This window comes from Acinetobacter sp. CIP 102129, assembly GCF_000368305.1.
In the GTDB taxonomy this organism is placed as follows: domain Bacteria; phylum Pseudomonadota; class Gammaproteobacteria; order Pseudomonadales; family Moraxellaceae; genus Acinetobacter; species Acinetobacter parvus.
Window position 1 is genome coordinate 891,065 of the sequence record NZ_KB849341.1, and the last position, 12,468, is coordinate 903,532.

Annotated in this window: 9 protein-coding genes and 1 tRNA gene; 8 read left to right on the top strand and 2 right to left on the bottom strand. The window is 44.0% G+C overall.

The window, feature by feature from the left end:
* Window positions 1-89: 89 nt before the first annotated feature.
* Both glnE and F973_RS12300 read right to left on the bottom strand, forming a co-directional pair.
* Window positions 90-2,840, bottom strand: coding sequence for a bifunctional [glutamate--ammonia ligase]-adenylyl-L-tyrosine phosphorylase/[glutamate--ammonia-ligase] adenylyltransferase (gene glnE / locus F973_RS12295; protein ID WP_034432769.1), 2,751 nt, complete (start codon window positions 2,838-2,840; stop codon window positions 90-92).
* 73 nt (window positions 2,841-2,913) lie between these two features.
* Entirely contained in the window at window positions 2,914-4,185 is a 1,272-nt protein-coding gene (locus F973_RS12300; RefSeq protein ID WP_004762073.1) for a sensor histidine kinase, read from the bottom strand.
* Between the two features lie 314 nt (window positions 4,186-4,499).
* Here F973_RS12300 and F973_RS12305 point away from each other — a divergent pair.
* From F973_RS12305 to secF, 8 genes are all read left to right on the top strand, one after another.
* Window positions 4,500-4,586 (top strand) — tRNA-Leu (locus F973_RS12305).
* A gap of 101 nt (window positions 4,587-4,687) precedes the next feature.
* Complete coding sequence (gene queA, locus F973_RS12310; protein WP_004762074.1) at window positions 4,688-5,725, top strand: tRNA preQ1(34) S-adenosylmethionine ribosyltransferase-isomerase QueA; 1,038 nt, start codon at window positions 4,688-4,690, stop codon at window positions 5,723-5,725.
* A 177-nt stretch (window positions 5,726-5,902) separates the two neighbouring features.
* Window positions 5,903-6,928, top strand: a complete 1,026-nt coding sequence (locus tag F973_RS12315; RefSeq protein ID WP_004762075.1) for a hypothetical protein — start codon at window positions 5,903-5,905, stop codon at window positions 6,926-6,928.
* A gap of 31 nt (window positions 6,929-6,959) precedes the next feature.
* Complete coding sequence (locus F973_RS12320; protein ID WP_004762077.1) at window positions 6,960-7,529, top strand: LemA family protein; 570 nt, start codon at window positions 6,960-6,962, stop codon at window positions 7,527-7,529.
* A gap of 386 nt (window positions 7,530-7,915) precedes the next feature.
* Entirely contained in the window at window positions 7,916-9,046 is a 1,131-nt protein-coding gene (gene tgt / locus F973_RS12325) for a tRNA guanosine(34) transglycosylase Tgt (protein ID WP_004762079.1), read from the top strand.
* A gap of 109 nt (window positions 9,047-9,155) precedes the next feature.
* Complete coding sequence (gene yajC, locus F973_RS12330) at window positions 9,156-9,485, top strand: preprotein translocase subunit YajC (RefSeq protein WP_004675516.1); 330 nt, start codon at window positions 9,156-9,158, stop codon at window positions 9,483-9,485.
* Window positions 9,486-9,536: 51 nt separating this feature from the next.
* Window positions 9,537-11,438 (top strand): protein translocase subunit SecD, encoded by a 1,902-nt coding sequence (gene secD / locus F973_RS12335; RefSeq protein ID WP_004762080.1) that lies wholly within the window; start codon window positions 9,537-9,539, stop codon window positions 11,436-11,438.
* 10 nt (window positions 11,439-11,448) lie between these two features.
* Entirely contained in the window at window positions 11,449-12,417 is a 969-nt protein-coding gene (gene secF / locus F973_RS12340) for a protein translocase subunit SecF (protein ID WP_004762082.1), read from the top strand.
* Window positions 12,418-12,468 lie beyond the last annotated feature (51 nt).

Genomic DNA, 12,468 nt, shown 5'->3' on the forward strand with positions numbered 1-12,468 from the left:
AATTTTTACACAATCATTTTTTGTAACCCCCTTTAATTCCCCCTTGATAAGGGGGGAAACAAAAGGGTTTGAATAAAGTTACAAAAAATTTATTCAAAATCTAATGCAATAATTGCACTCGGATCAATTAATCTTTGCCATAACTTGTAAACGATCTCACGGGTATCGTGCCAGTCCGCAGCATTGACTTGCATAGATTGATTTGCAAGGGCTAAACGGTGGCTCTCGGCTCGTTCACGGAGATAAGCTTGTATGAGTGCTGTGGCATCTTCACTGGATAAGCAGCCTGCTTGAGCAGCATCTTCAAGAATTCTTACATTGTCGGAAAAATGGGCGAGATCTGGATTCGTCCCACTCCATGCAAGCACTGCATACTGTGCCATAAATTCGATGTCAACGATACCACCTGAGTCCTGTTTTAAATGAAAAATCCCATGTTTTTTTTGCTCTGTCGATGAACCAAGGTGATCTTTCATTTTTTGACGCATTTTCAGCACTTCCTGACGAACTTCATCTTCATCACGGACTTGGGTCAGAATCTGGCAACGAATCTGTTCAAACTGCTGGCATAAATCGGTATCACCTGCGATTGAACGTGCCCGAACCAGTGCCTGATGTTCCCATAGCCATGCGCTTTTTTGCTGATAATGTTCATAGGCTTTCAGACTAGTGACCAACATCCCTGCCTCACCCGAGGGTCTGAGACGTGTATCAATTTCATACACCCGTCCATCCAGCGTTTGCGTGGTCATCAGGGACATAAACTTTTGTGCCACCCGAATGGCGAACTCGGCACCACTAATGCTTTTCTTGCCATCGGTTTCACTTTGTTCCTCAAGTGCATGAATAAACACCAGATCAAGGTCAGAACCATAACCCAACTCAATCCCACCCAGCTTGCCATAACCAATCACCGCAAAGCCTTTGGCATCGAGACGACAGCGCTGACCATTGATTCCAACAGGATAGCCATGCCGTTCCACCACCGCCTGATAGGCTAAATTTAAAGTTGCCTGTACGCTGACTTCGGCAATATCGGTTAAGGCATCGGAAACCTTCATCAGTGGACTTTCAGCCAGTACATCGCTGGCGGCAACAGTCAATACATTGCTCTTTTTGAATAGCCGCAATACCCGCATCTGGTCTTCGACCTGATCAATCTCAATACGTAGTAATTGCTGGCGTAATGAATCCTCTAAATCCTTGCGTTGCGGCAAGCCAAAATCCATCGACAAGAATTCATCCAGCAACACTGGATATTGCGCCAGTTCCTCACAAATCCAGGGACTGACGGTTGCCATTTTGACCAGTCGCTGCAAGGCACCACGACTTTCCATCAACATCACCAAATACACGGTACGGCGCAGCACTGACTCCACCAAGGGCATCAAACGTAACAAAGCGACTTGTGGTTGCGGTGACTGTAAGATTGCCTCGATCAAATGTGGCCAAAATTTCTTTAATCGCTCCAAAGCGCTGGCTGGGATTTTGCGTAGTGCTTGCCCATGCCAGAAATTTTGAATCAAATTCTTGGCATCTTCATCCAGCACCGTGTTGAGACGCTGTTCCAACTGTGAAAAATCATCAATCGGTGCAGAAAACTCCTGTTCCTGAATCAGTTGCTTGAACTGAACTTTCACCTTGTCACGCTTCTGGTTCAACACATCGAGAAAGGCTTGCCAATCTGCAAAGCCCAAAGTCTCAATCATGCGCTGCCTTAATTCAGGTTCATTTGGCAGGGACTGGGTTTGCTGATCATTCAATGCCTGAATAGCATGCTCAACCCGTCTTAAAAACAGGTAGGCATCTTCAAGGTCAATCACCGCCTGCTGATCCAGTAATTCAGCCTCACCGAGATGATGTAAATTGACCAGACATTGACGGTCCTGCAACTCACGTTTTGAGCCACCATAAATCAGCTGAAATACTTGGACGATAAATTCAATTTCACGGATACCACCAGCACCGAGCTTGATATCATCCTCAATATTACGGCGCATCACCTCACGTTCGATCATGGCTTTCATTTCACGCATCGCAGCAAATGCGGAATAATCCACATAACGGCGGAAAACAAATGGACGCGCCATTTCCATCAGTTCAGCGCCTGCCTTGCCACCTGTAATCACCCGTGCCTTGATCCAGGCATAACGCTCCCATTCACGTCCATGCTGGCTTAAATATTTTTCCAGTCCCGTATGGCTAATCGCCAAGGCAGAACCATCCCCCCAAGGACGTAAACGCATATCAACACGGAATACAAAACCATCCGCACTAATGTGATCCAGCAAGTAAATCAGCTTTTGTCCCCAGAGAATGCAGAACTGCTGTACATCTATACACTTACGACCATTGGTTTCACCCTGTTCATCAAAGGCAAATATCAGGTCAATGTCACTGGAAAGATTCAGCTCCTGCGCACCCAACTTCCCCATACCAATCACAATCAAGTCCTGAACCTGACCTGAATAGCCTATCGGTTCGCCATGTTTTGCAATCAGGGGAACAAGTGCAAATGCCTTGGCTGCACAGATACAGGCATCGGCAAAATCAGAAAGTTCACGGGTCAGGGTAACGACATTGGTGAGTTGATTGGCATCCTGCCAAATCCAGCGAAACATCAGTCTGGCACGTAGAATACGCAAGGCTTTCATCCAGGCCTGCTCATCAGTTAAATCTATGACAGCATGCTGGACTTTCTGGTGGATACTTTCAGTTGAAAGCGAATCAAGAAATTGATCTTCCAAGTAGTCTTGTTCTAATTGTGTCTGGTATAAATTTAAAACTTGCTCAGCATATTGGCTTGCAACCAAGGTTTTTTGTCGCTGTTCCACATTCATATAAAAAAGCTCGACTAATGTCATGTCATCTCAGATCATTTATATCAGTTACGAGCTTATCTTTAAAATCTGTTTAGGCTAATTTTTCCTTGGCTTTAGGTTGTTCAACACATACATCCATGTGCTCACCTGCGGCTGGCAACAGCACCTTAAAGGTGGTTCCCTCACCCTCTTTCGAGCTGACGCTAATTTCGCCATGATTTAAATCGACAAAACGCTTGCACAAGGTCAAGCCTAAGCCTGCACCCTTTTCACCTGCTGTACCTTTTAAGCTGACAGTTAGGCGAGGATGGAACAACTCTGCCATTTGCTCATCGGTCATACCCAAACCTGTATCCTGAATATAAATGGCAACATGGCGACCCTGCTTTTCCGCGCGAATCGACACTACGCCTAAACCATCTATATCGGTAAATTTCAAGGCATTCGACACCAGATTCTGAATCAGGGAAGTAACCATATTCATATCAGCATAGGCCTTGATATGTTCTGGCACATCATTGATCAGGTTTATATTTTTCTTGACCGCAAGCGTCCTTAAAACATCCGTGACAATGGTGGTCACTTGTCTTAACTTAAACTCAATAGGATAAGCGCTAAAGCGTCCACCCTCGGCCATTGACCAATTTAATAAACTTTCCAGCAGGTTATAGGTCGACTGGGCAGTATCATAAAGATAGTCTGCAATATTCTGGACACTTGCCTCATCCAGTGTGTCACGCTCTTTTGCCAGAATCTCGGAAAAACCCAGCAAGCCATGAAATGGCGCACGGAGGTCATGGGAAATAATGGAGAAGAACTTGGTTTTACTAAAATTAAGCGCCACTTCCTGTTGGTATAATTCTTTTAATTCGTCATGGTTAAACTTCAATTCCAGTTGCTGCATGAAACTGACACAATGGGCCTGCAACAATTGTTTTTGTAAGTCGGTAAATTCCTGAGCCGCTTCATCGAATAAAATCACATAACCCAAGGCAGTCTGATTGGGATGTCTGAGTTGCAGGGCGATTGCGGTTTGCGCTTTTCGCTTAAGTGAAGCCAGAAAAGCCAGCAATGTTGGATATTGTGGATGTTTACAGTCAATCAGGTCATCATTCACAAATAAGGTATTTAAGCTCTTGGTAATTTTTGAAGAATCAATCACTCTTAATTTTTCAGGGCAACAATGCCAAAGATAAGGTTCCTGATGAAAAACAAGCAATGCGGTATTGGCCTGCATCAGGTTTCGGTTAAACTGCAAAAATTGCTCAAGCAAGTTTTGTTCTGAAGTTATACCTAAAGAAAGAGAAATTTTACAAGCACTTAACTTATCAGCCTGATGTAATTCTAATAGTTGAATCGCCATGCTCGCCTCTCGAATATTATCGTTATGACATGTATGTAGGTTTTATTTAAAAAAGAATGAGAAAATCATCCCCACTATTAACAAACTTTAACATAAAAGACAATTCTTGATTAGATCAATTCGCAACAAAACGTGACCTTTCAACAAAAATTTATTTCTGCTTATAAAACAAGCAACTTCGCTTTTTCTAAACATTTTCATGAAAACACATAAAAAATCTATAAATTGCTCTAAAATTCAACAACTGATCAGCAGGCATGATTGACAACTGCTTTAAACAGGGTATTATACGCAGCACAAAGCATCGCACTCTTCCCGAGGTGGTGAAATTGGTAGACGCGGCGGACTCAAAATCCGCTGTCAGAGATGACGTGTCGGTTCGAGTCCGACCCTCGGGACCAAGATTTCAAAAACCCCAAACTGGCATTAAAAGTTTGGGGTTTTTTATTTTAGGGATAAACCTTGGAAAGATGCTGTTCTGATTCGATATGGAAAAGAAATTATGCAACTCTCTGACTTCTCTTTTGATCTTCCTGATGAACTGATTGCACGTTATCCATTAGAAAGCCGCAGCGCCTCACGCCTACTGCATATCGACCCACAGGGTCATTACCATGACCATGTCTTTACCGATATCCTGAATTTACTGGAAGATGGTGATTTATTGGTGCTAAATGACACTAAGGTCATGAAAGCACGTTTAAAAGGAAAGCGTGCCACAGGCGGTGCCATTGAAGTTCTGGTTGAACGGATGCTAGATACCCACACCGCTCATTGCCACATTAAGTCAAGCAACTCACCCAAGGCTGGTGCAGAGCTATATATTGGTGAAGATGCCATTCCTGTGACAGTACAGGGTCGCCATGACAACCTGTTTATCGTTGAGTTTTCACAACCAATTTTATCTGTGCTTGATCAATATGGCCAGTTGCCAATTCCACCTTATTTCAACCGTGAAGCTGAAGAGATTGATACTGAGCGTTATCAAACGGTATTTCACGACCCTGAAAAAATTGCCAGTGTAGCAGCCCCAACAGCAAGCCTGCATTTCGACCAAGACCTATTGGAAAAATTGGCAGCCAAAGGTGTGCAAAAAACCTTTGTGACCCTGCATGTCGGTGCTGGGACATTTATGCCTGTACGCACCACCGACATCACCAATCATATTATGCACAGTGAATGGTGTGATGTGCCACAGGCAACCATTGACCTGATTTTGGAAACCAAGGCGCGTGGCAATAAAGTCATTGCTGTGGGTACAACTGCAACCCGTGCCCTTGAAAGTGCAGCGCAAGCCAATCAAGGTCAGATTGCAGCCTGGACAGGTGATACACAAATCTTTATCTATCCAGGTTATCAATTCTGTATCGTGGATCGACTGATCACCAATTTCCATTTACCAGAATCCACCTTGTTGATGCTGGTTTCAGCCTTATCAAATCGAGAAAATATTTTAGCGGCCTATCAACATGCTGTTGAACAGCGCTATCGTTTCTTTAGTTATGGCGATGCGATGCTGGTTGATAAACTAGAAATTTAAAGAATATAAAGATAGGCTAAATCAAGGTTTAGCCTATTGCTTCATAAAAATAAATTGAATGATAGGAAATTTACTTTGGGATAAACAACAATCAGATTCACATGCCACTTCTTGGTTTATGAAAGTTAAAGCATAATTAAACGATCTTAGCCTTATTACAATGAATTGATCCTCTCCATGCCGATCGACACCGTCCAAGAAGCCCTACATATAAGACGCAAAAAAAATGCCCAGGTTTTTCGCAATATTGCCCGACTTTGGGAGATCGGGCAAAAATCACATAACGATCAGGAATTGCTGGATGCGTTGCATCCTTGGCGTGAGGATCATGGTTTACGCTTTTTTAATGTACTGCCTTATCTATTGGCAATTACCAGTATTAGTACACTCATTTTTGGCTATTTTCTTCATCCCCATATTCAGTTTATCTGGAGTTTTCTGGGGGCTTTTTTAACAGGCTTTTTAGCCTATTTACTCTATGAACCCAAAGAACCATTGACACAGGTCATCAATTATCTGGAACAGCGCATGACTGTATTGCGTTATGGTTTACTGTTTCAACAGTTGCCTGCCTACCTGCCCATACAGGCACAACCCCTCCTGGTGATGAGCAGGTTAAAGCAGTACTTTCCACTGTTTAACCGTGGCACTGAATCTAACGAAATTACGCAATATGCTTCAACTACATGGCATGATGGCATAACAGAACATCAGGTTCTGCTTTTTCAATACCACTACATCAGTGAAATGCCAATTTTTCAGGAAAACAATGAGAAAAAAATCGTAAAAGAAATTCATAAGGATTTGTGGGGGGCTTTTATCTTTCAGATACCTGCGTTGGGTGTCGCGGTGAGCAATCAGCGTTCACGTTTTTTTGCGCCCTATACCAACTCATGGCAAAGCAGCGATATTTTAATCAACCAGAAACTTAAAATTTTCGGTCTTGACCAGCATCAGCTCGCCAAGGAAGTTGGCCCCAGTATGACCTTAAAATTGCATGATTTTTTTGAACATTTTTCAGGTGATTTAATTTATCATCATGAAGAGCAAATTTTGTGTTACCTCGGCGAACAAAACCTTTTCCAAACCGCCAGTAAACGCAGTGAAATTCATAATATTTCAGCATTGCGTGGACATTTACGTACCATGACCATGCCGCAATATCAAAAGTTTCAACAACTGATGCTGAATTTAATTAGCTAGTAATCTGGCGATAACAATAAGAGGAATAGCGATGACAGGTTTACTGATCTTCCTGGGAATTTTTGTTGTGATCATAGTGTGGGGTGTTTATACACGAAACAACATCGTGCGTTACTTTAATGCCACCAAACGTGCTTGGTCTGAAGTTGCAAATTTTGAACGTCAAAAAGTCAAAACGCTAGAAGCCTTAGAGGTAACGCTGGCCCAATACACCCAGTTTGAAAAATCGACACTGGAAAAAGTCACTGAGCTACGTCAACAGATTCTCAATTTAAATATGAATGACACGGATATTTCCCAGTTACAGCACATTGAAAAAATGAGTAAGGAACTGATCCGTAGCCTCAATGTCGTGGTTGAGAACTATCCCGAACTCAAAGCCGATGCGCTGTATAGCAAGATGATGGATGATATTCAGGAACAAAATGAAAATGTCGGTGCTGCCATTACCATCTTTAACCGTAACGTAGAATTATTTAATAACCAGATCGAGGTGTTCCCCAACAACCTGATCAATACCCTAACCTTATCCAAGAAAACCATTCGCCCGTTTAAGGATAATCTTGCGACAGATAATTTCGACTATAAGCCGAATTTTTAGAATTCCCCTCAGTCCCCCTTTTTCAAAGCAGGATCATCAAGTTCTAATTTTACCCCCTCTAGATCTCCCCCTTATCAGGGGGAGACTTCTCAAGAATCCTATAAAGAATTGATTTAAATGGTGTTTCTCCATATTTTCAAGGGGGAGGCTAGGAGGGGGTTACAGATTGTAGATACCTATGCTTTTTCAAAGGGGGGACTTTTCCACACATCACCAACCAATATTCAGCCACTTCATACAGAAAACTTTTTTATTTTATCCCTCGCTACATTTAGTAGTAGAACTACACGCCATAATCAAGGAAAATAGCCGCTTTTGATCAGCGAACTGTTTTTTCGCCTTGCGCTGCGCTCAAAGCAGTGCTTCGATCTTGCTCAGGATGTGTCATGAAATTTGAAAAATTAGGTCAGTCGGGACGTGCCCGTCGTGGTCGATTAACGTTAGAACATGGTGTGGTTGAAACACCTGTGTTTATGCCTGTTGGTACCTACGGTACAGTGAAAGGTATGTTACCTCGTGACATTGAAGAGATTCAGGCACAGATTATTTTGGGGAACACATTCCACCTATATTTACGTCCTGGTCTGGAAGTCATTAAGGAGCATGGCGGTCTACATGAGTTTATCCAATGGGATAAACCAATTTTGACCGACTCAGGTGGTTTTCAGGTGTTTAGCCTGGGTGCAATGCGTAAAATCAAGGAAGAGGGCGTGACTTTCCGCTCGCCTATCGACGGTTCGAAAGTGTTCCTGTCTCCTGAAATTTCAATGGAGATTCAAAGTGTACTCAATTCAGACATCGTGATGATCTTTGATGAGTGTACACCCTACCCTGCAACCCATGAAGAAGCGCAAAAATCATTGCAGCTTTCCTTACGCTGGGCAAAACGTTGTAAAACCCACCACCATGATGAACTTAAGAATAAAAATGCCTTATTCGGCATTATTCAGGGTGGCATGTACGAAGACCTGCGTGATGAGTCACTCAACGGCCTGTTAGAGGTTGGCTTTGATGGCTATGCGATTGGTGGTTTATCGGTGGGTGAACCGAAAGAAGAAATGATCAAGGTGCTTGATTATTTACCAAACAAAATGCCACAGGATAAACCACGTTATTTGATGGGTGTTGGTAAACCAGAAGACATCGTTGAAGCCGTTCGCCGTGGTGTCGATATGTTCGACTGCGTGATGCCAACTCGTAATGCCCGTAATGGCCATTATTTTGTCACTGATGGTCTGGTCAGAATCCGTAACAGTAAATATCGTCATGATAAAGGACCTTTAGATCCACATTGTGACTGCTACACTTGTAAAAATTTCACCCGTGCCTATTTATATCATTTAGAGAAATGCGGTGAGATGCTGGCCTCCATGCTTGGCACCATCCATAACCTGCGTTACTACCAGCGCCTGACACAGGGCATGCGTGATGCACTGGATAATGGCACATTTGATGACTATGTTCAGGACTTTTATGGGCGTCGTGGACTGGAAGTTCCACCCTGCCCTGAAGACTAATGTGAAGTAAGTGCATCAAGATTTGCGCCTGACCGCAAGACAGGGTACATTGCAAAACGAATTGGAATTTATTGTTAATTTTTTGGCTTTTTAACTTTAGGAAATCGAAATGAGCTTTTTAATTTCTACTGCTCACGCTGCACCAGCGGCCCAGCAAGGTCCTAGCCTGATGGCAAACTTATTGATGATTGCGGTATTTATCGCGATCTTCTATTTCCTGATCTGGAGACCACAGGCGAAACGTGCCAAAGAACATCGTTCTTTGATTGAAAGCCTAGGTGTTGGCAGTGAAATCGTGTTTGCTGGTGGTTTGATGGGGAGAATCACCAAACTTGATGGTGACTTTGCCGTTGTTGAGCTTTCTCGTGGCGTAGAGGTCAAAATCCAGCGTGCCAGTGTCATTTCAGTATTGCCTGAAGGCACTTTAAACAACCTTTAATCATAAGATCGTCGTGCCTCAGCACGACTTTTTCATTTAAGAAGAAAGCGAATGCGTTACCCTGCATGGAAATATTTACTGATCCTTGTGGTACTTGTGATCAGTACGTTATATGCACTTCCTAGTCTGTATCCAGATGAACCTGCTGTCCAGATTTCTGGGGCAAAGGCAGGTACCCAGATTGATCAGAGCATAGTGCAAAAAGCTGAGCAGATTTTAAAAGCTGCCAACATTAGCAGTCACGACAACAGCTTCACCAACAACGCGGCATTATTACGTTTAGACTCCTCAGAGGCCCAGTTAAAGGCCAAGGAAGTGCTGCGCCGTGATTTGGGTGATGACTACGTGGTTGCCCTCAACCTTGCACCAACCACACCAGAATGGCTGCAAAAGATTGGGGCCAAACCGATGAAACTTGGTTTGGACTTGCGTGGTGGTGTACATTTCCTGCTTGAAGTCGACATGGATAAAGCAATTAGTCAGCGTATGGAAACATCTGCAACTGATCTGCGTCGTCAATTTCGTGACAACAAAATCAAGTTTAACAACCTTAATTTAAGTAATAACACCATTACCATCCAATTTGCTAACAACGCAGATCGTGATGCCGCGGCAGATTTCCTGCGCCGTAATAGTAATGAGTTTACCCAGCAGGCGGTTGCAACGGCTACAGGCGCCACCTTAAAACTGAATTACACTGATGCACGCCGTCAGGAAATCCAGTCTTATGCAGTGAACCAGAACCTGACCACCCTACGCAACCGTATTAACGAGTTGGGTGTGGCTGAAGCACTGGTACAGACACAGGGTAACAACCGTATTGTGGTTGAATTGCCAGGCGTACAGGATACTGCCGAGGCAAAACGTGTTCTTGGACGTACCGCAAACCTTGAGTTCCGCTTGGTTGCTGATAGTAATGATCAATATATTGACCCATATACAGGAAAATATAATGGTCAGCCGCTTCCTCCAGGCACGGAAGTATTTGCCTATGAATCACTGGATAGTGGCCGACAACTTCTGTTAAACCGTAACCGTATTTTGACCGGTGAACGCGTCCAGAACGCAACCTCTGGCTTTAGTCAGGATTCAGGTGGTGCAGAAGTCAACATTACTCTGGACTCCGCTGGTGGCAAGCTCATGGCAGATGCCACCCGTGATGCTGTGGGTAAACGAATGGCAGTGCTGTTTATTGAAAATAAGCAAAAAATCAGCTATGTCACTGATCCTCAAACAGGGACCCAAACTGAAGTTCGTACTCCATATACCGAGTCTGTGGTGATCAATGCCGCAACCATTCAGGCCGTGTTGGGTTCACAGTTCCGTATCACAGGGCTTGACTCTCCACAGGAGGCGGCTGAACTGGCGTTGATGCTTCGTGCTGGTGCCTTGGCTGCGCCAATGTACTTCGTGGAAGAGCGCGTGGTTGGTCCTAGCCTTGGTCAGGAAAATATTGATAAGGGCGTGTTATCAACCCAAATCGGCTTCCTGTTGGTTGCGATCTGGATGATCGTGTTCTTCCGTTTATTCGGGTTGATTGCCAACTTTGCACTTGTGTTTAACCTTGCCATGATTCTTACCGTGATGTCATGGATTGGTGCTTCCCTCACCCTGCCAGGTATTGCGGGGATTGTGATCACCATTGGTATGGCGGTCGATGCCAACGTCCTGATCTGTGAACGGATACGGGAAGAGATGCTGTGGGGTGCATCGCCCAAGCAAGCCATTGTCGCGGGTTATGATCGAGCCTACAACACCATTTTTGACTCGAACCTAACCACTTTTATCGTGGCATTTATTCTGTTTGCAATTGGTACAGGTCCAATCAAGGGCTTCGCTGTGACCTTGATGATCGGTATCATCTGCTCAATGTTTACTGCGATTACCGTGACTCGTGCCATCGTACAGCTCATTTATGGCAAACGCCGTAATTTGAAAAAGTTGAGTATTTAAGGAGATTCACATGACTGATCTGACTCAACAAGACTCAAAACAATACGGTCGTCCAGATAATCTAAAAATCATTCCATTCATGAAGATTGCCAAACCTGCCGCAATCTTCTCGATTTTGCTGACTATTGCCAGCATCTTCTTTATTGTCACCAAAGGCCTGAACCTCGGTCTGGACTTCACTGGTGGTATATCGGCTGAATTGAACTATAAACAGGCGGTTCAGCCTGCTCAGGTAGTTCAGGCACTGGATCGTGCTGGATTCAAGGATGCCGTGGTACAAACTCTGGGCAGTAACACTGACCTGATCGTGCGTATGCCTGTTCAGGAAGACCTTAATGTTGAAGACCTGAACAACACCATCACCAAAGCGGTTCAATTGCCAAACAATGCCGCAGAAGTGCATAAGGTGGATTCTGTCGGCGGTGCAGTGGGTAATGAACTTTATGTACGTTCTGCGGGTGCTGTTGCACTTGCATTGATTCTTATGTTGATTTACGTCACCATTCGATTTGAACTTAAACTTGCCATTGGTGCTGTACTGTCGCTATTCCATGATATTGTGATCATTTTTGGTGCATTTGCGCTGTTCCAATGGCCATTCGATTTAACAGTTCTAGCAGCAGTACTTGCAGTTATAGGTTTCTCGCTTAACGATAACATCGTTGTATCGGATCGTATCCGTGAGAATTTCCGTAAGATTCGTGGTGCAACCCCGCGTGAAATCGTGGATATTGCCCTTACTGAAACCTTACGCCGTACGATCCATACCTCGATGACCCTGTTACTCGTGGTGCTTGCCATGATGTTCCTGGGTGGTGATGGTCTGCACTGGTTCTCTGTGGCGATGTTTATCGGTGTATTTGTGGGTACTTACTCATCCATTTATATCGGTACAGCTTTCGCTTTATGGCGTGGCCTGAATCGTCAGGACTTTATTGTCCAGGTTAAACCTGAGTTTGAAGAAGAAGAGATTCCTTAAACTTTCTACTTCTCTTGATTCAAATAAAATGCCAGCATGATCGCTGGCATT